This is a genomic window from Phaeobacter sp. PT47_59 (assembly GCF_028890025.1).
Lineage (GTDB): Bacteria > Pseudomonadota > Alphaproteobacteria > Rhodobacterales > Rhodobacteraceae > Phycobacter.
In genome coordinates this window covers 48696-70131 of sequence record NZ_JARCJL010000019.1, presented here as the reverse complement: position 1 = coordinate 70131, position 21436 = coordinate 48696, and the positions used below count along the sequence as shown (strand labels likewise).

Annotated in this window: 20 protein-coding genes and 2 tRNA genes; 10 read left to right on the top strand and 12 right to left on the bottom strand. The window is 63.6% G+C overall.

The genetic code is table 11. The annotated features are described in order from the left end of the window. Window positions 1-2: 2 nt before the first annotated feature. From PXK01_RS16105 to PXK01_RS16095, 3 genes are all read right to left on the bottom strand, one after another. Entirely contained in the window at window positions 3-272 is a 270-nt protein-coding gene (locus PXK01_RS16105; RefSeq protein WP_274849407.1) for a sarcosine oxidase subunit delta, read from the bottom strand. Window positions 273-329: 57 nt separating this feature from the next. Continuing rightward, window positions 330-1583, bottom strand: a complete 1254-nt coding sequence (locus tag PXK01_RS16100; RefSeq protein WP_274860854.1) for a sarcosine oxidase subunit beta family protein — start codon at window positions 1581-1583, stop codon at window positions 330-332. A gap of 305 nt (window positions 1584-1888) precedes the next feature. Continuing rightward, window positions 1889-3319 carry a Glu/Leu/Phe/Val family dehydrogenase gene (locus PXK01_RS16095; protein WP_274849405.1) on the bottom strand — a complete coding sequence of 477 codons (1431 nt, stop codon included), beginning with the start codon at window positions 3317-3319 and terminating at the stop codon, window positions 1889-1891. Window positions 3320-3659: 340 nt separating this feature from the next. On the opposite strand from PXK01_RS16095, the gene PXK01_RS16090 reads away from it, so the two are divergent. The 3 genes from PXK01_RS16090 to PXK01_RS16080 are packed head-to-tail and all read left to right on the top strand — an operon-like array spanning window position 3660 to window position 6467. Beyond that, on the top strand, window positions 3660-5321 hold the full coding sequence (locus tag PXK01_RS16090) for a TadE/TadG family type IV pilus assembly protein (protein ID WP_274860852.1): 1662 nt from the start codon (window positions 3660-3662) through the stop codon (window positions 5319-5321). Continuing rightward, window positions 5318-5854: a TadE/TadG family type IV pilus assembly protein gene (locus PXK01_RS16085; RefSeq protein ID WP_274849403.1), complete on the top strand. Its 537-nt coding sequence runs from the start codon at window positions 5318-5320 to the stop codon at window positions 5852-5854. Before PXK01_RS16090 ends, PXK01_RS16085 begins: the two co-directional genes overlap by 4 nt. A 4-nt stretch (window positions 5855-5858) precedes the next feature. Beyond that, window positions 5859-6467: a TadE/TadG family type IV pilus assembly protein gene (locus tag PXK01_RS16080; protein ID WP_274849402.1), complete on the top strand. Its 609-nt coding sequence runs from the start codon at window positions 5859-5861 to the stop codon at window positions 6465-6467. 120 nt (window positions 6468-6587) lie between these two features. On the opposite strand, the gene PXK01_RS16075 is transcribed toward PXK01_RS16080, so the two are convergent. Further along, the gene (locus PXK01_RS16075; RefSeq protein WP_274849401.1) at window positions 6588-7079 is read right to left on the bottom strand and encodes a hypothetical protein; all 492 of its coding nucleotides are present in this window, start codon (window positions 7077-7079) and stop codon (window positions 6588-6590) included. 105 nt (window positions 7080-7184) lie between these two features. After that, window positions 7185-8141 (bottom strand): NAD(P)-dependent oxidoreductase, encoded by a 957-nt coding sequence (locus PXK01_RS16070; protein ID WP_274860864.1) that lies wholly within the window; start codon window positions 8139-8141, stop codon window positions 7185-7187. Between the two features lie 220 nt (window positions 8142-8361). Between PXK01_RS16070 and PXK01_RS16065 the strand changes: the two genes are divergently transcribed. Next, entirely contained in the window at window positions 8362-9273 is a 912-nt protein-coding gene (locus PXK01_RS16065; protein ID WP_274849400.1) for a pirin family protein, read from the top strand. Window positions 9274-9316: 43 nt separating this feature from the next. On the opposite strand, the gene PXK01_RS16060 is transcribed toward PXK01_RS16065, so the two are convergent. After that, window positions 9317-9904, bottom strand: a complete 588-nt coding sequence (locus PXK01_RS16060; protein WP_274849399.1) for a TetR/AcrR family transcriptional regulator — start codon at window positions 9902-9904, stop codon at window positions 9317-9319. Between the two features lie 113 nt (window positions 9905-10017). Between PXK01_RS16060 and PXK01_RS16055 the strand changes: the two genes are divergently transcribed. From PXK01_RS16055 to PXK01_RS16030, 6 genes are all read left to right on the top strand, one after another. Further along, the gene (locus PXK01_RS16055; protein WP_274849398.1) at window positions 10018-10293 is read left to right on the top strand and encodes a hypothetical protein; all 276 of its coding nucleotides are present in this window, start codon (window positions 10018-10020) and stop codon (window positions 10291-10293) included. 126 nt (window positions 10294-10419) lie between these two features. Continuing rightward, a complete protein-coding gene (locus PXK01_RS16050; protein ID WP_274849397.1) occupies window positions 10420-11706 on the top strand; it encodes a homoserine dehydrogenase in 1287 nt (428 codons plus the stop codon). A 133-nt stretch (window positions 11707-11839) separates the two neighbouring features. Further along, the gene (gene glpX / locus PXK01_RS16045; protein ID WP_274860851.1) at window positions 11840-12823 is read left to right on the top strand and encodes a class II fructose-bisphosphatase; all 984 of its coding nucleotides are present in this window, start codon (window positions 11840-11842) and stop codon (window positions 12821-12823) included. Between the two features lie 110 nt (window positions 12824-12933). Beyond that, window positions 12934-14679, top strand: coding sequence for a single-stranded-DNA-specific exonuclease RecJ (gene recJ / locus PXK01_RS16040; protein ID WP_274849395.1), 1746 nt, complete (start codon window positions 12934-12936; stop codon window positions 14677-14679). Window positions 14680-14779: 100 nt separating this feature from the next. Next, window positions 14780-14854, top strand: a tRNA-Glu gene (locus PXK01_RS16035). Between the two features lie 360 nt (window positions 14855-15214). After that, a tRNA-Glu gene (locus tag PXK01_RS16030) sits at window positions 15215-15289 on the top strand. A gap of 296 nt (window positions 15290-15585) precedes the next feature. Here the strand turns inward: PXK01_RS16030 and PXK01_RS16025 are convergent. The 6 genes from PXK01_RS16025 to PXK01_RS16000 form a co-directional block, all read right to left on the bottom strand. Continuing rightward, a complete protein-coding gene (locus tag PXK01_RS16025; protein ID WP_274849393.1) occupies window positions 15586-16893 on the bottom strand; it encodes a TRAP transporter large permease in 1308 nt (435 codons plus the stop codon). Then, complete coding sequence (locus PXK01_RS16020) at window positions 16893-17393, bottom strand: TRAP transporter small permease (protein ID WP_274849392.1); 501 nt, start codon at window positions 17391-17393, stop codon at window positions 16893-16895. Before PXK01_RS16020 ends, PXK01_RS16025 begins: the two co-directional genes overlap by 1 nt. Window positions 17394-17449: 56 nt before the next feature. Continuing rightward, the gene (dctP, locus tag PXK01_RS16015) at window positions 17450-18463 is read right to left on the bottom strand and encodes a TRAP transporter substrate-binding protein DctP (protein WP_274849391.1); all 1014 of its coding nucleotides are present in this window, start codon (window positions 18461-18463) and stop codon (window positions 17450-17452) included. 85 nt (window positions 18464-18548) lie between these two features. Beyond that, window positions 18549-19160 (bottom strand): 3-isopropylmalate dehydratase small subunit, encoded by a 612-nt coding sequence (gene leuD, locus PXK01_RS16010; RefSeq protein WP_274860849.1) that lies wholly within the window; start codon window positions 19158-19160, stop codon window positions 18549-18551. After that, the gene (gene leuC, locus PXK01_RS16005; RefSeq protein ID WP_274860847.1) at window positions 19160-20566 is read right to left on the bottom strand and encodes a 3-isopropylmalate dehydratase large subunit; all 1407 of its coding nucleotides are present in this window, start codon (window positions 20564-20566) and stop codon (window positions 19160-19162) included. The genes leuD and leuC overlap by 1 nt, the downstream gene beginning before the upstream one ends. Continuing rightward, window positions 20566-21366, bottom strand: a complete 801-nt coding sequence (locus tag PXK01_RS16000; protein WP_274849388.1) for a GntR family transcriptional regulator — start codon at window positions 21364-21366, stop codon at window positions 20566-20568. The genes leuC and PXK01_RS16000 overlap by 1 nt, the downstream gene beginning before the upstream one ends. Window positions 21367-21436 lie beyond the last annotated feature (70 nt).

The following is a 21436-nucleotide window of genomic DNA, read 5'->3' as shown; positions in this document are numbered from 1 at the left end:
GCTCATGCCGCACCTCCAAGACCCGCCTCAGAGGCAAGCGATACCTCAAGGACCTCATGGGTGGCCGTGTTGCGGCGCACCTTCAGCCAGGCCCCGCAGCCCATCTCGTGATACCAGAGTTCATCCAGCGGGCCTGCCGGGTTTTCGCGCAGGTTTACGTACCGGTGCCAGGCGTCCAGACCGGCATCCTCGGCAGGGCGCGGAAGGGCCGCACCGCGATAGGTGAACTCGCGGCGGTCCCTTTCGCCGCAAATGGGACAGGTGATCCTCATGTCTGCCGCTCCCCTGAATAGTCGATCTTTGGCTCTGTCATGACGACGGCAACGCACCTAGTGCAAATTGTGCTGGGCACCGGTCCCCTCCTCGTCCATGAGGCCGATACCGCTGCGGAAGCGGTCCAGCTTGAACCGGGTCGCGGCGCCATGCGGGCGGTCGGTGGCGATGAGGTGGGCATAGACATTGCCTGACCCCGGCGTTGCCTTGAAGCCGCCATAGCACCAGCCGCAATTGAGATAGAGCCCGTCTATGGGGGAATGGTCGATGATGGGCGATCCATCCGGCGTCATATCCATGATGCCGCCCCAGCTGCGCAACAGCCGCGCCTTGCCCACGGCAGGAACCATGGCCATGCAGGTCTCCATCGTGTGTTCGACCATCGGCAGGTTCCCCCGCGCCGCGTAGGAGCTGTAGAAATCAAGGTAGCTGCCAAAGACCAGCCCGCCCTTGTCGGACTGGCTGATATAGAGATGCCCCTCGGCAAAGGTGATGACGTGGTCGATCAGCGGCTTCACCCCTTCCGAGACAAAGGCCTGCAGCACGTGGCTTTCGATCGGCAGGGTCAGCCCCGCCATCTCCGCCACCTGCCCCGAACGCCCGGCCGCCGCCAGTGCCACCTTCTTGGCGCGGATCGGGCCGCGCACGGTCTGCACGCCGGTGACGCGGCCGTTCTCCACATCGATGCCCGTTACCTCGCAGTTCTGGATCAGATCCACCCCGCGCATGTCGGCGCCACGGGCAAAGCCCCAGGCCACCGCATCATGGCGCGCGGTGCCCGCCCGGCGCTGCAACAGCGCGCCCATGATCGGGAAACGGTTGTTGTCAAAGTTGAGATAGGGCGCCATGCGCCGCACGCCTTCGCGGTCCAGCAGTTCCGCATCGTCGCCCTGGTTGATGATGGAGTTGCCACGCCGCACGATGGCATCGCGCTGCCCGTCATTGTGAAACAGGTTGAGGATGCCGCGCTGGGACATCATGGCGTTATAGTTCAACTCCTGCTCCAGGCTCTCCCACAGACGCAGGCTATGGGAATAGAACTCGGAGTTGCCCGGCAGGTAGTAATTGGCGCGCACGATGGTGGTGTTGCGCCCGACATTGCCGCCGCCGATATAGCCGCGCTCCAGCACCGCGACATTGGTGATGCCGTGTTCGGCAGCCAGGTAATAGGCCGTGGCCAGCCCGTGGCCGCCGCCACCGATGATGATCACATCATATTCGCGCTTGGGATCGGGATCGCGCCAATGAGGGCGCCAGCCCTTGTTGCCGGTCAGCCCTTCCTTCAGCACCCGCCATCCGGAAAACCGCATATCGTGACCTCCACCTCTCCGTCGCACCTGCAGGCCGCAATGCCCGCCGCAGATCTTGCCCTAGTGCTAGCGCCTTTGCGGGTCCGCTCCTACCCCCTTTTGCGGGAAAGTCGAAACGAGCCAAGCCGCTACCGGCGCAGTCGACGATTTCTGGGCAGTCCTGTCTAGTTCTGAATGCGACGCTTCGTGGCGCAAGTGGGCAAGGGCGGCAAAAAGGAACATACCGCCCGGACAAAAGGCGCCGGGAAAAGAAAATGGCGGACACAACGGCCCGCCACATCCCAAAAGCTAAGGCTGAATGCGCGCTACAGCCCCTTGGCACGGTAGCTGGCGGCGACCTTTTCGATCGACACCAGATAGGCCGCCGTGCGCAGGTCCATCACGTCGTCGCGTGCATGCCAGACCTCGCGCATGGACTGATAAGCGATGCGCATGGTGTCATCGAGCCCCGAGCGCACCAGTTCCAGCTCATCGGCGCCGCGCAGGTATTTCTCCTTGAAGCGCGGATCCAGCGTCCAGGTCTTGCCAAGGCTTTCCGACAGTTTCTCCAGTTCGTCCACCACCAGCTGGTGGCGCGCCTCTTCCTGGCGGCGCTGCATGCGGCCAAAGCGGATGTGGCTGAGGTTCTTGACCCATTCGAAATAGGAGACGGTCACACCGCCCGCGTTGGCATACATGTCGGGGATGATCACCGTGCCCTTTTCGCGCAGGATCTCATCCGCGCCGGCGGTCACCGGGCCGTTGGCGGCCTCGATGATCAGCGGCGCCTTGATACGTGCGGCGTTGGACATGTTGATGACGCCTTCCAGCGCCGCCGGGATCAGGATATCGCACTCCTGCTCCAGCAGGGTGGCACCATCGGCGGTATGGGTCGCATCCGGATAACCGGCAATGCCGCCATGTTTGACGATCCAGTTGCGCACGGCCTCCACATCCAGCCCCTCTTCGCGGTGCAGGGCGCCGTCGCGTTCGATGATGCCGGTGATCAGGGCGCCGTCTTCCTCGCTCAGGAACTTGGCGGCGTGATAGCCCACATTGCCGAGGCCCTGCACGATCACGCGCTTGCCGTCGAGCTTGCCAGAGAGACCCGCCTTGGCGATATCCTCGGGGTGGCGGAAGAACTCGCGTAGAGCGTATTGCACGCCGCGGCCCGTCGCCTCGACCCGGCCCGCGATGCCGCCGGCATTCAAGGGCTTGCCGGTGACACAGGCGCGGGCGTTGATGTCGGTGGTGTTCATCCGCGCGTATTGATCCGCGATCCAGGCCATTTCCCGTTCGCCCGTGCCCATGTCGGGGGCGGGCACGTTCTGGCTGGGGTGGATCAGGTCGCGCTTGGCCAGCTCATAGGCAAAGCGGCGGGTGATCAGCTCCAGCTCGTGTTCCTCATATTCGCGCGGATCGATGCACAGCCCCCCCTTGGAGCCACCAAAGGGCGCCTCCACCAGGGCACATTTGTAGGTCATCAGCGCCGCCAGCGCCTCGACCTCGTCCTGGTTGACGCCAAGTGCGTAGCGGATACCACCCTTCACTGGCTCCATATGTTCGGAGTGGACCGAGCGATAGCCGGTGAAGGTCTGGATCTTGCCCCGCAGGCGCACGCCGAACCGCACGGTATAGGTCGCATTGCAGACCCGGATCTTTTCCTCCAGCCCCGGCGGCAGGTCCATGATGGAGACCGCGCGGTTGAACATCAAATCTACACTCTCGCGGAAACTGGGTTCGTTCTGGCTGCTCATTGGCATTTCTCCGTGCTTTTGCAACGACTCATGATCAAATCTAAGGCAACTCTGTGCATGGAAGTTTAAGACCTGCGACCTTTTTTACCATTCCAATAAAAAGAATCGCCTCGAACGCATTGGTCTAGTGATTCGATATCCTTCTGAACCGATACTATTTCCCCAGGGGAAACAATCCCTCATTCACCACCCCTCATTGATCCCAGGTCAGGTCACAATCGTTAAGGTTTCGCCCAGGCCGCGCCCCATTTCCGCCATCTTCCCCAAGCAATCATGAAGACCAGTTGCGAAAGGGCGGAGTGCGCCCTGATTGACGGCACGGGACATGGGGGTGTGTTGCATGTGTGCGCGTGGCAAGACCGAAAAAGGCCCAAAGCATAGCGTTCTGAGCGCGCAGGCGGTTCGGCTGCGCGACTTTGCACGCGACGACAGTGGCGCCATGGCCGCGCCGACCATCTTCTTCTTTCTGGCCATGCTGGCGATCGGCGGCATCGGCATCGACCTGATGCGGATGGAGCGGGACCGGACCATACTGCAGTATACCCTGGACCGCGCGGTTCTGGCCGCCGCCGACCTGGATCAACCCCTGTCCCCGGCCTTGGTGGTTCAGGACTACCTCAGCAAGGCGGGTCTGGATGAGTATTACCAGCCCCCCATCGTGGAGCAGGGCCTGGGCTACAAGAAGGTGGAAAGCACGATCAACACCACCTTTGACACCCATATGCTGGAATTCTCGGGCGGCGCCAACATGCCGCTGCATGCCAATGCCCGCGCCGAAGAAAGCATCGACGGGCTGGAAATCTCGCTGGTGCTGGATGTGTCTGGGTCCATGAACTCCAACAGCCGCCTGACCAATCTCAAGGTCGCGGCCAAGGATTTCATCGATACGATGGTGGCCAATACCACCGACGGAAAGATGTCGGTTTCCATCGTCCCTTATGCGACGCAGGTCTCGATCCCGGATGAACTGGCCGAGCAATACAATATCGACCGCCCACAGACCTATGCCAACTGCGTGAACTTCCAGAGTGACCATTTCGACACCACCGCGCTATCCACGACCGAAGCCCTGCAAGGTTCGATGCTGTTCAGCCCTTGGTCGGGGAGTGATTACCGGTCCAGCGGCACGCTCATCAATCAGGAAGTCTGTTCCCACGACGAAGACCGGGAAGTGCTGCTGTTTGAAAAAAACGCAACCACGCTCAAGAACTTCATCCAGAGCCTAACGGCCTGGGGCAATACCTCCATTGATGTCGGCATGAAATGGGGTACCGCCCTTCTGGATCCCAGCGCGCGCCCCGCAATCAACGCGCTTGCCACCGGCGCCGACACGATTGTCCCCAGCGATTTCAGCGCACGCCCCGCAGAATACAACGATTTCGAGACCATCAAGGTCATCGTGCTGATGACCGACGGGCAGAACACCTCGCAATACTACATGAACGAAGACTATCGCAGCGGGGCCACCGGCGTATGGTACAACCCCGAGCAGGGCGTCTATTCCACCTATGACCCGCACAACAACCGCTACTACTGGCACAATCGCGGGATCTGGATGGATCATCCCTATGGCGCCTCCCCCGGCACCGAGTATTGCTATCAATGGTATTATGGCAGCTGCAGGCGCACCGCGACCGAGGGCGGCACCGTCGCGGAGCTGAATTTCGGCGATCTCTATGCCTACACCTCGGTCAAATCAGTCTATTACATGTTCTCCAACGCAATGGGCCGCTCCTATGCGCGCACCTACTGGTACAACTACGTCTATTCCTCCTACGGCAATTCGACCAAGAACGCCCGCACCCGTGCCATCTGCCAGGCGGCCAAGGACCAGGGCATCATCGTCTACACCATCGGCTTCGAGGCCCCCAGCGACGGCGTGGCGGTGCTGCAGGACTGCGCCAGCTCGGATGCCCATTACTTTGACGTGGACGGGTTGGAAATCTCCGATGCCTTTGCCTCCATCGCAACTTCCATCCGCCAGCTGAGGCTGACCCAATGATACGCCGATGCCACACTGCACTCAGACGGTTCCGCCAGCGCGAAGACGGCAATGCCTCGCTGGAATTCGCGATCATCATCCCGGCCTTCCTGATGATCCTGATGTCCACGGTGGAACTGGGGCTGATCAATATCCGCCAGTCGCAGCTGGAACGCGCCCTGGATCAGACCGTACGCGGCATCCGGCTTTCGACCGGGGCCGCCGCCCAGCATGACGCGATCCGCGACGAGGTCTGCGCCCGGTCCGGTTTCATCGACAATTGCGCCACCTCGCTGCGCCTTGAAATGGTGCGGCTCGATCCCTTCAACTGGACCGGCGTGAATGCCACGCCCGACTGCGTCAGCCGCATCGAAGAGGTTCAGCCGGTGCGCACCTTCACCAGCGGTCAATCCAACCAGCTGATGCTGATCCGCGCCTGCATGAAGTTCTCACCGATCTTTTCCGATTGGGGGCTGGGCGGCAGCCTTGGCAAGGACGCGGACGGTCGCGTGAGCCTCTTTGCCGCATCGGCCTTTGTTCAGGAGCCGAGGTAAGCCCATGTTTCACGCCCTGCGCCACCGCCTGAAGACATTCTCCCGCGACAGCGACGGCTCGGTCTCGATCGAATTCGCGATCTATGCGCCGCTGCTTCTGGGGGTCTTTGCCGCCTTTTACACCTTCTTCGATGCCTTCCGTCAGGAAAGCGTGAACCTGAAGGCCGCCTATACGGTATCGGACCTGATCTCGCGGGAGACCACCGCGCTCAACAACGACTATATCGACAGCATGTATGAGATGACCAAGCTGCTGATCCGGTCGGATTCCAACATGAGCCTGCGGGTTTCGGTGATCCGTTGGGATGAGGATGATCAGCGCTACTACGTGGACTGGTCCGCAGTGCGCGGCGGCGCGCTGGAACAATGGACCGATGGCACGATTTCCAACGTCAAGGACGACCTGCCCAACATGCCCGATCAGGAGCGCGTGATCCTGGTGGAGACCCGCAACCAGGTGACACCCGCCTTTCGGGTCGGACTGCCGGACCTGGACATCAACAACTTCGTCTTCACCCGCCCGCGTTTTGCGCCGCTGGTGCGATTTGAGGGCGACGTCGATGCCGGGGGCAGCCACGACGACGGCGCTGGCGATACTGGCGTGGTCGACTAGACAGGCATGACCCGAGGAGGCGTGACCGACGAGGCGCACGCCACCCTCATCCTGCGCCTGTCGTCACAGATCATCGGCCAGTTACCAGTTACCATTGACCAATGGTCAGTCGTCCGGTGGTCAGTCGTCCAGCGTCGTGCCAAGATCGCGCCGCGCGATCATCGCCGCCAGGATTTCCGACATCGCCTTGCTCTGAGAGCCTGGGGTGACACCTCCGACCCCGATCCGGCGCCCCATACGCCACCACAGTCCCGGGAACCAGGCGCGCGGACCCGGCGTCTTGCGGCGCATCAGGAAACCGTTGGAGGGCTTGAAGGCAAAAAAGCCGCGGTCGATGGCTTCGATATCGGCGATGCGGGCAATCTCGGTCCCGTCCGAGCAACGCAACACCTCTTCGGTCAGCTCGATCCGATAGGCGGTCGCCTGCCACATGCGCGCGGCCAGCCAGAGAGCGCCCAGCCCCACCGCCAGCAGGAACACCAGCCAGGCGGCCGAGGGCGGCGATGAAAAGGCCACATAGAGCAGGATCACGCCAACGGCGGCCAGCATGCCGACCCCCATGACACGCCGGGGTCCCGACGCCTCGATCGTTGTCACCACCTCTTCCGCCATGTCGCTGCCTCCTGTGACCTGTTGTGGCGCGGCATAGCGTGAAACGCGGCGGACGAACAGCCCTCGTATCGCGGCCCTGTGAATGCCGGGCGGATCCTAAGCGCCCTATTCTGCTGCGGCCCTGCGGATCCGCACCTCGTGACCACGTTCCTCGGGCTCTTCGTCGACCAGCTCCTGCGGGAAGCCATCGGCCAATACGCTGACGCCCGCCGCCTCTTCCAGCCGTTCGATGATCCGATCCGACTGCGCGCGGCTGCCATAGCGCGCCTGGCCGTCCTGCATGATGCGGATCACCTCGGGCGACAGCTCCAGCGGCACCGCATTGCGTTCGGCGATCGCCTGGAACAGGCCGATGTCCTTGAGCACCAGATCCATGGTGAAATTCACGTCACGGCTGCCCGACAGGATCAGCTGGCTTTCGGTTTCATGTACAAATGAGGTGCCCGAACTGATCCGGATCGCCTCGTAGGTTGTGGCCAGGTCCAGCCCTGCCGCCTTCATCGTGGTCAGCGCTTCGCACAGGGTCAAAAGATTCGCCGTCGCCAGGTAGTTGGTCATCACCTTCAGCGTGCTTGCGGTGCCGATCTCCCCGGTGTGGAGCACGCGGCGCCCCAGGATCGTCAACAGCGGCAGCACCCGCTCGAAGCCGTCGCGCGGCCCGCCCGCAAAGATCGAGATATTGCCGGTGTCGGCGCGATGGCAGCCCCCCGAAACGGGGCATTCCATCGCCAGACCACCGCGCGCCTCGACCGCCTGTGCCAGACGGCGCACTTCGGCCTCGTCCGTGGTCGACATCTCGATCCAGATCTTGCCCTCGGCCACATGGGGCAGCATCTCCTGCATCACCGCATCGCATGCAGCAGGCGACGGCAGGCAGGTGATCACCACATCGCAGGCCTGCATCAGCGCGGCAGGCGATGCCCCCGCCGCGCCGCCGCGGGCGACGAAATCGGCAACCCGCGCCGGATCGAGGTCATGCACCGACAGGTCCACGCCATTGCGCAAGAGGCTGCCCGCCAGCTTGCCGCCCACATTGCCGAGCCCGATAAAGCCGGTCTTCAATCCCTCAGTCATGGTGGCACCCTCGCTTCCGCCTCCTCATTGCCAATCCAGCTTGCAGGGGATCACAGCGGCAAACCTCTCGGAAAACGACAGCGTCGGACCGTTCGCGACCTCCCCCCACTTGCGCGATGGCGCACAGTCTCTGTCGCAGGATGGGGATTTGCGCCCCAGCCATTGGCTCCTATCTTTAGGCAAACGCGAACAGGCCAGGAGCCATCCGATGTCGATCAGACCGATACTTGAGACCCGCAGCGCCATGCCCACGATGGAGGGCGCAGGTGTGAAGCTGCACCGTGCCTTTGGCTTTCAGGATCCAAGCGAGCTGGACCCCTTCCTGCTGTTTGACGATTTCCGCAACGAATTCCCGCAGGACTACCTGCGCGGCTTTCCCTGGCATCCCCACCGCGGCATCGAGACGATAACCTATGTCCTGTCCGGCACGGTCGAGCACGGCGACTCGCTCGGCAATACCGGCACCCTGGGCGCAGGCGATGTGCAATGGATGACCGCCGGCTCCGGCATCCTGCATCAGGAGATGCCGAAGGGAAACGCCCAGGGCCAGATGCACGGCTTCCAGCTCTGGGGCAACCTGCCTTCGAGCCAGAAGATGACCGACCCGCGCTATCAGGATGTCCAGGGCAAGGAGATCCCCGAGGTGATCGACGACGACGGCACCCGCGTGAAGGTCATCGTGGGGGAGTTCTGGGGCAAGAAAGGCCCGGTGGACGGGATCGCGGCAGACCCGCAGTATCTGGATGTCTACGTGCCTGCCGGCGTGCGTAAGACCTTCAAGATCGATACCTACCGGCGCGCATTTGCCTATATCTTTGAAGGCCAAGGCGCCTTTGTCGATGCCTCGCGCCCGCAGGGGGTTCTGCTGGAAAAAGAGGTCGCGGGCGAAGAGCTGCATATCCGCGACATGTCCGGCGACCGCACCCTGGTGCGGTTCGGCACCGGCGAGGAGATCACCGTTCAGGCCGGCCCGGATGGGGTGCGCTTCCTGTTGATTTCAGGCGCTCCGATCGAAGAGCCCGTCGCCTGGCATGGCCCCATCGTGATGAATACCCAGGCCGAGCTGCGCCAGGCCTTCCGGGATCTGAACAACGGCACCTTCATCAAACCGGCGCACTGACCTGAAAGCCTCCCTGCCCCGGGCTGCCGGGGCGGGCCTGGCGTCAGGCCGCCACCGCCTTGCGCACCATGTCCCAGTAGATCGTTTCGACCTCTTCCAGCGACAGGCGCCCGCCCGCGCGATACCAGGTCATCACACCGTTCAGCATGGCGATCACGGCCAGGGTCGCGATCTTGGTGTCCGGGATCTGGAAGGCGCCCTCTTCCACCCCTTGCCTCAGAATGCCCTCCAGCGCGTTCTCATAGCTGCGCCGCATGGATTCGATGCTGGCAAAATTCTCTTCCGAGAGGTTGCGCAGCTCCATATAGGCGATGAATACCGCATCCGGGCGCTCCATGTGATAGCGAATGTGAAAGCGCACGAAGCGCTCCAGCCGGTCCAGGGCGCCATCGGCCACCGGTTCGGCCTGCCAGGCCGCCAACAGATCGCTCATGTGGCGACGCATCAGGCTGAACAGCAGGCTCTGCTTGTCCGAGGTGTAGTTGTAGAGCGCACCGGCCTGCACCCCGACCTCGGCCGCGATCTGCCGCATCGAGACCGCCGCAAACCCATGCTGCGCAAATAGCCTGAGCGCTGCATCGCGGATGCGCGGGCCGGTGATATCGGAATGAGAGCCTTGGGTACGTGCCATGGGCCCAAAGTATCTGAACACGTGTTCAGAAAAAAGCCCCGCCAGAAAAAAGCTCAGCTTGTGCAAGAGCCTGCAATTGTGCATCAAGGATCCGCGCAAGAAGGAGCGACACCATGGTCCAGCCGGGATGGCAGACCCGATTTTCCAGGACGGCCCTGCTGGTCCTGTTGACGGCTGCCGCCACCGCCTGCACGCGGGTGCCTGAAATCGAAGACCGGCTGACGCCGGATCTGCGCGGCGCCGACTATCCCGCTCTCATGCCGCTGGAGCAGAGCGTTCCTCCCCTGCCTGCCCCCGAAGAGGAAAGCCTCCGGCTGGAACGACAGTTGGACGCGCGCAGCGCCCGGCTGAAAGCCCGCGCAGAGGCGCTGCGCCGCGCCCAGTTCTGATCGGTTTTTCGCCGCCATGCGCCTTTGGCCCCCGCTTTCTCTGTCCTGCATGTGCCCGCAGCGTTGCACCGCTGGCCCGAACCGGCTAAGGCGGGGCAAACGAGTTGAGACAAAGGACCTCCCGCCATGACAGAGCCGCTTCGCCTTGGGATTGCAGGTTTGGGCACGGTTGGCGTCGGCGTGGTGAGAATCATTCGCCGCCAGGCCGCATTGCTGGAGGCCCGGACCGGCCGCCCGGTGGTGATCAGCGCGGTCTCCGCCCGCGATGCCAGCAAGGATCGCGGCGTCTCCCTCTCCTCCTATGCCTGGGAGACCGATCCCGTGGCGCTTGCCACCCGCGATGATGTCGATGTCTTCGTCGAACTGATGGGCGGCCATGAAGGCGCGGCCAAGGCGGCGACCGAGGCGGCGCTGGCAGCGGGCAAGGATGTGGTCACCGCCAACAAGGCGCTCTTGGCCATCCACGGCCAGGCCCTGGCCGAACAGGCCGAGGCCGCAGGCCGCGTGATCCGCTTTGAGGCCGCCGTGGCCGGGGGCATCCCGGTGATCAAATCCCTGACCGAAGGGCTGGCAGGCAACGAGATCACCCGTGTGATGGGTGTGATGAACGGCACCTGCAACTACATCCTGACCCAGATGGAAGCCACCGGACAGGGCTATAACGCCCTGTTCGAGGAATGCGGCCGCCTCGGCTATCTGGAAGCAGATCCCAATCTGGACGTGGGCGGCATCGATGCCGGTCACAAGCTGGCGCTTCTGGCGGCGATCGCCTTTGGCACCAAGCCCGATTTCGGCAATGTGCAGCTGGAAGGCATCCAGCGCATCGCCATCGAGGACATCCGCCATGCCGCCGATATGGGCTACCGGATCAAGCTCTTGGGCGTGGCCCGAAAATCCGCGCGCGGTCTGGAACAGCGGATGACCCCCTGCCTGGTGCCTGCGAATTCGCCCCTGGGTCAGCTGGAAGGCGGCACCAACATGGTGGTGATCGAGGGCGACGCGGTCGAGCAGATCGTGCTGCGCGGCCCCGGCGCCGGTGAAGGCCCGACCGCCAGCGCTGTCCTGGGGGATATCTGCGATATCGCCCGTGGCTTCCGCATCGCCACCTTCGGCCAACCTGCGACCACGCTGCAAGAAGCCCCCTCGGCCATCTCGGGCCTGCCCGCGCCCTACTATCTGCGCCTTGCGCTGCAGGACAAACCGGGCGCCATGGCCAAGGTCGCCGCCGCCCTGGGCGATGCCGGCGTTTCCATCGACCGGATGCGCCAATATGGCCATTCCGACACCACCGCCCCGGTGCTGATCGTCACCCACAAATGCACCAGTGCCATGCTGGGCGACGCCCTTGCCGGTCTGACCACGACCGGCGTCGTGGATGGTGAGCCGGTGGCCCTGCGCATCGAAGAACTTTGAGCCGCGAACAGCCCACCCAAGCGCGCGGAAAGCCCTCCGAATGCGGAGGCATCCGCGCTTCCTCCCTTGCCCCAAGCCCCCCGCGCAGGGTATCGACAAGCAACCCATACGGATTGACACAGGATTATTGAGTATGACCTCGACCAGCTCTGACGCCCCCTTTCACGACCGCATGCTGTCCCTTGGCCTGGCCCGGGTCGCCGAGCAGGCTGCGCTGGCCTCGGCCTCTTTGATCGGGCGCGGCGATGAAAAGGCCGCCGATCAGGCCGCCGTCAACGCCATGCGCGAACAGCTGAACCTCTTGGACATCGCAGGCGTCGTCGTCATCGGCGAAGGCGAGCGCGACGAGGCGCCGATGCTGTTCATCGGCGAAGAGGTCGGCACCGGCAATGGCCCCGGCGTGGACATCGCGCTGGATCCGCTCGAAGGCACCACGCTGACCGCCAAGGACATGCCCAACGCGCTGACCGTGATTGCCATGGGTCCGCGCGGCTCGATGCTGCATGCCCCTGACACCTACATGGACAAGCTGGCCATCGGTCCGGGCTATCCCGAAGGCGTTGTCTCGCTCGACATGTCCCCGCGGGAGCGGGTCGAGGCCTTGGCCAAGGCCAAGGGCTGCGCGCCTTCCGATATCACCGTCTGCATTCTGGAACGCCCCCGCCACGAGGCGATGATCGCCGAGGTACGTGAAACCGGCGCCTCGATCCGCCTGATCACCGATGGCGACGTGGCCGGCGTCATGCATTGCGCCGAAAGCGAGATCACCGGTATCGACATGTACATGGGCCAGGGCGGCGCGCCCGAAGGCGTTCTGGCCGCAGCCGCGCTGAAATGCATGGGCGGGCAGATCTTCGGCCGCCTGTTGTTCCGCAACGACGATGAAAAGGGCCGCGCCGCCAAGGCGGGCATCACCGATCTGGACCGCGTCTACAGCCGCGACGAGATGGTCACCCAGGACGTGATCTTTGCCGCCACCGGTGTGACCGGCGGCTCGCTCCTGCCGCGCATCAAGCGCGAGCCGGGCTGGGTCGAGACCACCACGCTTCTGATGCGTTCGAAAACCGGATCGGTGCGCCGCATGTCCTACCGCACCCCGGTCGCGACCAAGGCCTGAGCCAAATAGCCCTCTGACAGGGAGCACGCCTGCCGCGCGGCTCCAGCAGGTTGGCAACATCCAGGGCCGGGTCCAGGCAGGATCCGGCCCTCTTTCATGGGAGTGACAGGTTGAGCTTTCTTGGGGTTGAACAGTCTCTCACCGGGCGCCGCTGGGTCGGCCCCGGCATCGATCAGCAGCGCGCCTCGGAAGGCATGGCGCAACAGACCGGCCTGCCCGCCGCCGTCTGCCAGGTGCTGGCCCGGCGCGGTGTGCCCGCCCATGAGGCCGCCGGGTTTCTGGCGCCCGCCCTGAAGGATCTGCTGCCCGACCCGCGCCGCATGAAGGACATGGAGACAGCCGCCGCGCGCTTCCTGCAGGCCGTCGAGCAGCGCCAGCGCATTGCCGTCTTTGCCGATTACGACGTGGACGGGGGCAGCTCGGCGGCGCTGCTCCTGGTCTGGCTGCGCGCCATGGGGCAGGATGCGACGCTCTATATCCCCGACCGTATCGACGAAGGCTACGGACCGAATGACGCCGCCATGTCGGCGCTCGCCCGCGACCACGACCTGATCGTCTGCGTCGATTGCGGCACGCTTTCGCATGGTCCCATCGCCGCTGCCAAGGGCGCCGATGTCATCGTGCTGGACCACCACCTGGGCGGCGAGACCCTGCCCGACTGCGTTGCCGTGGTGAACCCCAACCGGCAGGACGAAGAGGGCGATCTGGGCTACTTTTGCGCCGCAGGGGTGGTCTTCCTGATGCTGGTGGAGGTGCGCCGCCAGGCCCGCGACAAGGGGCTGGGCACCGGGCCGGACCTGATGGCGCTTTTGGACCTTGTCGCCTTGGCGACGGTGGCTGATGTGGCCCCCTTGATCGGGGCCAACCGGGCGCTGGTGCGCCAGGGGCTGAAGGTCATGGCCGCGCGCAAACGGGTGGGGCTTGTGGCGCTGGCCGATATCAGCCGGATGGATTCGGCGCCCTCCACCTATCACCTTGGCTTTCTGCTTGGCCCGCGGGTCAATGCGGGCGGGCGCATCGGCAAGGCGGATCTGGGCGCGCGGCTCCTGGCGACGGACAACCCGCATGAGGCCGCAGCGCTCGCCGAGCGGCTCGACCAGCTGAACACCGAACGCCGCGACATCGAGAACGCAGTGCGCGCCGCCGCCCTGGAGCAGGCCGAGGCGCGCGGGCTGGACGCACCGCTGGTCTGGGCCGCCGGTGAAGGCTGGCATCCGGGCGTCGTCGGCATCGTTGCCTCGCGCCTGAAAGAGGCCGCAGGCCGCCCTGCCGTGGTGATCGGCCTTGACGGGGACGAGGGCAAGGGATCGGGCCGGTCGGTCAGCGGCATCGACCTTGGCGCTGCCATCCAGCGCCTCGCCAGCGAGGGCCACCTGATCAAGGGCGGCGGTCACAAGATGGCGGCGGGCCTGACGGTGGCGCGCGACAAGCTGGAAGAGGCGATGGCACGCCTTGGCGATCTACTGGCGAAACAGGGCGCAGGCGACCTCGGCCCCGCAGATCTGAAACTGGACGGCATGCTGATGCCCGGTGCGGCCACGGTCGATCTGATCGAACAGATCGAGCAGGCAGGCCCATTCGGTGCCGGAGCCCCTGCCCCGCGCTATGCCTTTGGCGATCTTGAGGTGCGTTTTGCCAAGCGGGTTGGAGAATCGCACCTGAAACTGTCGCTCAGCGATGGTCTGGGCGGTGGCATCGACGCGATCTGTTTCGGGGCCTTCGACACGGCTATGGGGCAGCGCCTGCTCGACCATGGCGGTGCAAGGTTCCATTTTGCCGGGCGGCTGGAGGTCAACACCTGGGGAGGCCGCCAAAGCCCGCAACTGCGCCTAGAAGACGCCGCACCAGCCGCCTGATGGCGCCTCTGTGGTGGGCGCAAAAGAATCTTTCGATGCGCGCATTTTTTCGCTTGCGGCGCAAAGCGGGAATAACTAAACACCGCTCACGCACCAGAGTGGCCCGTTCGTCTATCGGTTAGGACGCCAGGTTTTCAACCTGGAAAGAGGGGTTCGATTCCCCTACGGGCTGCCACTTTCCCCAGATCATTCACCAGCGCTCAACCTTTGAAGCGACGTGACATGTCTGTCGGCGTGCATCTTTGACCATTGGCCAGGACGCACACGAGGTGCCCCCGAAAGGCGCGCCTCCTCTGCCGCTGCGCTGCTCTGATCCTCTCTCAACCCGTGGTGGCTGCTCCGGAAAAGGTAATGGTCGCTAATGCTTGCGAGGACAGGTCTGGGTGCTCCAGATCTGCCATTGAGCGCGCAACGGCAAGGAATGAGTGGCCCCGGACTGGTGTTTTCCGGCCCCGGGGATTTTCTTGCGAATTGCCCGAAAAACACTCTTGCGCCCCCAGAGTACACTGAGTAAACACCGCTCACGCACCAAAGTGGCCCGTTCGTCTATCGGTTAGGACGCCAGGTTTTCAACCTGGAAAGAGGGGTTCGATTCCCCTACGGGCTGCCACTTCCTCCCTGATTTCTGAAAGCAACGCAGCGTCCTGACAGGAAGTATCTCAGGGTATTCGCGTCTTTGGAAAAGTCTCTGCAAGATTTCCGGGGGGAAGACCGCGCGACCTTCGACGCGATTGCGCCCTCCACGGCCCGCACCGGGCAGGTCTGGATCGCGGCGCTCCTCGATCAAGAGGTTGCCTTGGCCGATCGGTCTTGGCACCGGGTCCTCATCGCGGGTGCAGAGCAGCGGCCAATTCACAGCATATCCTCCGGCGCCCCGGATCGTTCAGCCCAGTCGGACGCCCCCAGTCAGAGTGACGGCAACCAGAGCGCCAATTGCGGGAAGGCGATCAGCAAGGCCACCAGCAACAGCGAGCAGAAGATGAACGGAAAGGCCGAGGTGTAGATCTCGCGCATGGTCGTTCCCGGAGGTGCCACACCCTTCATGACGAACAGGAGCAATCCGAAGGGCGGCGTGGTAAAACTGATCTCCAGCGACAAAAGCATGATAAGCGCGAACCAGATCGGATCGAAGTCAAGCGTCTGCGCCAAGGGAAAGAAGATCGGTACCGTCAGGAGCATAATCGAGATCTGCTCCATGAACATGCCCAGCAGCAAGAGCACGGCAAACATCACCAAGAGCATCGCCAAAGGGGCAAGATCAAAGCTGGTTGCCCAATGCACCAGCCCGCGCGATGCCCCGGAGAAGGCCAGAAGCTGGCTGAAGGTGGCCGAGCCAAAGACGATGAGGTAGGCCATCAGCGTGACCCTGAGCGCGCCGATAACGGATTTCTTCATCGCCTCCCATGTCAGGCACCGAAAGAGGGCCGCCAAGATAAGCACCCCGAGCGCGCCAAAGGCGGCGGCCTCGGAAGGGGTGACGAAGCCTTTGATCATCAGCGCGATGATGATGACCATGACGCTGACCATCGGGATGACTTCACGCAACAGCAGTTTCAACTTGGCCCCGAATGACATAGGCGGCACGTCATAGGCAGGGGCGGCTGTCGGATCGATCCGGGTCTGCAGCCAGATCGTGGCGATGTACAAACCGGCCAGGATCAGGCCGGGGATCACGCCCGCGATCAGCAGGGCCGCCACCTCGATCTGCGCCAGGGTCGCCAAAAGCACGGCGAGCGCGGAGGGCGGAATGATGATCGCAAGACCACCCGTGCCCAGGATCGGACCGATGCTCATATGCGATTTATAGCCCCGGCGGCTCATCTCGGGCACCATAAGCGAGCCAAGCAGCGCGGTTGAGCCCATGGAAGAGCCCGACAGCGTGGAAAAGGCGGTGCCGCCCAGCACGGTGACATAGCTGAGCCGCCCCGGCAGGCGCCCCAGAAGCTTGTCGATTGCGGTGAACATGCGCCCGCCAAGGCCCGTGTGAAAGAAGATCTCCCCCATTAGCAGGAACAGCGGAATCGGCATCAGCGCATATTTGGTGAGCGCGCCAAGGCCGTTGTTCAGAAGCTGCATCACGCCGCGTTCGCCGCCCATGAAGACCCATGCGCCGACGATATTGGCCGCCAGGAAGGCCAGGGCAATCGGCATCCCGACCGCCATGAGCAACATGATCGTCCCGATCAACAGGGCCAGCGCCTCGAACCATTCCATTATTCGTGTATCCCTGCTTCGCCGCTATGCATCAATTCCTGGCCAAAGACAAAACGCGAGAACTCAACCGCCATCAGGCCAAAGGACAGCGGGAAGGCGATGGTCAGAAGCCAGCGCGGAAAATAATAGGCGCGGGTGTCGAAATCGCCGCGCGCGATATTGGTCATCACCAGCTCCGCGCCCTTCCACGTCAGGATCGCGCAGACCAGGACGCAGGCGGCGGCCACGGCACGGCTCAGCAGGTGACGGGCTCCTTCGGGCAAGGCGGCCGTCAGCAGTTCGATATGCACATGGCCCTTTTCCCGCACCAGCCAGGGCGCCCCGAGCATCGTCATGTAGAGAAGACCGTATTCAGCAGAGGTGAACAGCCACGCGAAGGGCTGAAGCCCGAGGTTTCGCATCACCACCGAGGTAATCACCGACACCATGATCCACACAAGCGTGAGGCCCGATATGCCAGCCATGCCGTAGAGCAGTGCCTTGTAGGTCGTGTTGATCATTGCCGAGGACTCCGAAAAAGCAGGCCCACCCGGAACGGGCAGGCCTGCAAAGGGGCTTAGTTGGCTGCGTCGAGATCGTAGAACAGCTCGATCAGGCGGTCATAGTTGGCGGTGCCACCGGGCTGACCGGACATCACCTCTTTCATCCGCTCCCAGGTCTTTTCACGGGCCGCGGCAAGGTAGTTGGCCTTGGCCTCCCCTTCGAGCGAGACAACCTTCATGCCCGCCGCATCCAGCGCGGCGAAGTCTTCGTCACGCTTGGCGCGCAGGGCGGCAACGCTGTCTTTCTCGTGCTGGATGGCCACATCCTGAACGATTGTGCGGGCCTCTTCGGACAGCGAATTCCATTTGTCGTTGTTCACGATCACGCCAAGGTCGGTCGAGAAGAAGCACGGCTCGATCCGATAGTTCAGGAATTCGTTCCACTTCAGGTCGATCAGGCCGATCTGGGTCCAGCCAGTCGCATCCACCACACCGCGTTGCAGCGCCGAATAGACCTCGCCGGTGGGCAGGTCGATCACCTGCGCGCCCAGGTAGTTGGTGAAGAAGGCGTTGTAGACGTTGTTGCCGCGCAGCTTGAGCCCCTCGACCTCGAGGTTGCCCGCGTCATCAAAGGTCGGCTCTTCACGGGTCCACAGGTTGTAGCACACGCCGCTGTCGAACCAGCCGAGGTATTTCAGGCCCATCTTCTCCTGGTGGATCTGGTCGATCAGCGCGATGCCGCCGTTTTCGCGTGTTTCCACGGCTGTCAGGTTCGAGGCGACCATGGCGTCTTTTTCAGGCAGCGAACCGCCGTAGAACGAGCCGGGGGTATAGACCATATCCACGATCCCGTCGCGCACCGCATCAGGCTGCTGGAACATGCCGATCGCCTCGGGACCACCGCGCACATCGATCCGAACCACGCCCTTGCCCGCTTCGTTGACCTTGTCGACAAAGCTCAGGAAGCTCTTGGTGTAGATCAGCGTTTCAGGGAAAGCATGCACCGCCGAGATGGTTTCCTCGGCCTTGGCCACGCCCGCAACAAGCGTGGCTCCCGCAAGCAGGCTTGCCATCAGTTTCATTTTCATTTTGTAGTACCTCCGCTGTTTTGAGGTCTGTGCCTCGTTTGTCGGGCCCGTTTTGGGCCGTGATTGCCGCGTGACACGGCTGTTTTCATTCCATCTCTTTCGGCCATGCCCAAGCCGCGGTTTGTCCGCGTTTCTGCTTGAAGGCGGTGATGGCCGCGCTGTGGTTCAGGGTGAGATCGATATCGTCCCAGCCGTTGATCAGTTTCGCGGCCCAGCTGTCATCGAGGACAAAGCCGAATTGCGCCCCGTCCAGCGTGATGCTGCGGGTCTCGATATCGATGGCAATCTCTTGCGGAGCATGCGCAAGAGCCGCTTCCAGGGCGGCAAAGCCTGCATCCTCGACCTTTGCCGGCAGAAGACCGTTGTTGATCGCATTGGCGGCAAAGATATCGCCAAAGCTGGGCGCGATGACCGCGCGGATGCCCGCATCCACCAGCGCATAGACCGCCGCTTCGCGCGAGGATCCGCTGCCGAAATTGCGCCCCGCCACAAGAACGCTGGCGTCGGGATGGGCATTGAGCGGAAACTCCGGGCGCAGCGCCCCCGCCCCGTCGCGGCGCATGTCATGCAGCAGGTAAGAGCCATAGCCCTCGGCGCGCGGCACCGACATGAAGCGCGCCGGGATCAGCTGGTCGGTATCGATATTTGCAACCGGCAGGGAAACGGCCCTACCCCTATGTCTGCGCCACCCCGCCATCACGCCGCCCGTCCTTGAAGAAGCTTGCGCACATCGGTGAGCCTGCCGGTCACGGCGGCCCCGGCCACCATCGCCGGGCTCATCAGATGGGTGCGCGCGCCGCGGCCCTGACGGCCCTTGAAATTGCGGTTGGTGGAGGAGGCACAGCGTTTGCCCTCTTCAACCAGGTCTCCGTTCATGCCCACGCACATGGAACAGCCGGAGGCGCCCCACTCAAGGCCCGCCTCGGTAAAGATACGGTCCAGCCCCTCGGCCTCGGCCTGCGCCTTGACCTGGGCAGAGCCTGGCGAAATGAGGCCCGGCACCACGGCTTTGCGCCCCTTGAGCACGGCAGCCGCAGCGCGCAGATCCTCGATCCTGCCATTGGTGCAGGAGCCGATGAAAACCTGGTCCACCGGGGTGCCTTCCAGCATCGCCCCGGCCCGCAGCCCCATGTAGTCCAGCGCCGCGCGGGAGGCTTCGGCCTTTTCGGGCGGCAAATCGGCGGGATCGGGGATGGTGGCAGTGATCGGCAGGGCCTGTTCGGGACTGGTGCCCCAGGTGACGGTCGGCGCAATCTCGGCGGCGTCCAGCGTGACCTCGCGATCAAACCGCACGCCCGCGTCGCTGGCAAGCGCCGCCCAATCGGCGCAGGCCGCCTGCCAATCCGTGCCTTTGGGCGCAAAACGGCGTCCCTGGAGATAGGCAAAAGTGGTGTCGTCCGGCGCCACCATGCCGAACCGGGCGCCGCCTTCGATCGACAGGTTGCACAGCGTCATCCGCGCTTCCATCGACAGATCCCTGATGGCGCTGCCGGCATATTCCACCGCATGGCCATGGGCGCCATCGGTGCCCAGCCGGGCGATCCAGCACAGCGCGATATCCTTGGCCGTGACTCCGGCGCCAAGCTGGCCCTCAACGGTGATCCGCATCGATTTGGGTTTGCGCTGCCAGACCGTTTGCGTGGCCAGAACATGGGCCACTTCCGTGGCTCCGATACCAAAGGCCAGCGCACCAAAGGCCCCGTGGGTGGAGGTATGGCTATCACCGCAGTTGATCAGAAGACCGGGCAGCGTCAGGCCCTCTTCGGGGCCGACAACATGCACGATGCCCTGATGCGGGTCGTCCAGATCGTAGATCCGCAGCCCATGCGCGGCGGCATTGCCGCGCAGCGTATCGATCATCCGGGCGATCTGCGGGTCGGCGATCCGGGACCGCCCCCGCGTGGGCGCATAGTGATCAACCACCGCAAAGGTTAGCTCCGGTTCGGCCACCGGCAGGCCACGTGCCTTGATCTTGGCAAAGGCGTGATGCGAGCCCTCGTGCACCAGATGCCGATCGACCCACAGCAGGGACACGCCATCCTCGCGCCGCAGCACCTCATGCGCGGCCCATAGCTTGTCCAGCATGGTCTGCGGGGTGCCCATCACTCTTCGCCCTCGCTTTGACCAATGGCAGGTTCCCAATGGCGCGCCGCCCCCCGGCCGACCCGCGTCAGCGGCATTTCAAGCCGGAACATGTCCGGGCGATAAAGCCCCGAGAGATATTCAACCCCATTGCCGTCGATATCGCGCACAACCCGGCGCAGCGACAAGAGCGCCGATCCCTCGGCCACCTCCAACGCCGCAGCCACATCGGGACCGGCAAGCGTGGCGCTCACCGATTGATGCGCCTCCTTGATCTGGACGCCGCTGCGCTCCAAGAGCTTGAACAGCGGTGTCGTGGCAAGATCGTTCTCGGAATAGTTCTGCGCGATCTGGGCCGGCACATATGTTGTCAGATGAGAAAAGGGCACATCCCCGGCCAGGCGCACACGGGTGGCGATCTGAACCTTGCTGCCCCCCTCAAGCCCCATGGCCGCGGCGACGAAATCGGGTGCGCTGCCATAGGAGAAGGACAACAAGCGCGCCGTGGTCTGCTGCCCCATCTCCACAAGCTGCGGCATCAGCGTGTTGAAATCCATCGCGGCAGCTTGACCACCGCCGGCACGGGCACGCACCTTGGTGCCGCTGCCCGCGCGCCGCTCGATCAGGCCGCCCTGGGCCAGTGCCTCCAGCGCGCGGCGCACGGTGACACGGCTGACCCCGAAGGTTTCGGCAAGCTTCTGTTCGCCCGGAAGGCTCTCGCCCTCGCGCAGGTCGCCGGCGGTGATCTGATCGCGCAGCGACAGGTAAACGCGCCGCGCCTTGACCCCTTCTGGCAGTATTTGAACAGCTTCGGCCTGCACCTGTGATTCCCCCAAATATCCAGGGCCGAGCGTAAATGCGTTCGATCCAAAAGCAAGGATTAGTAACATC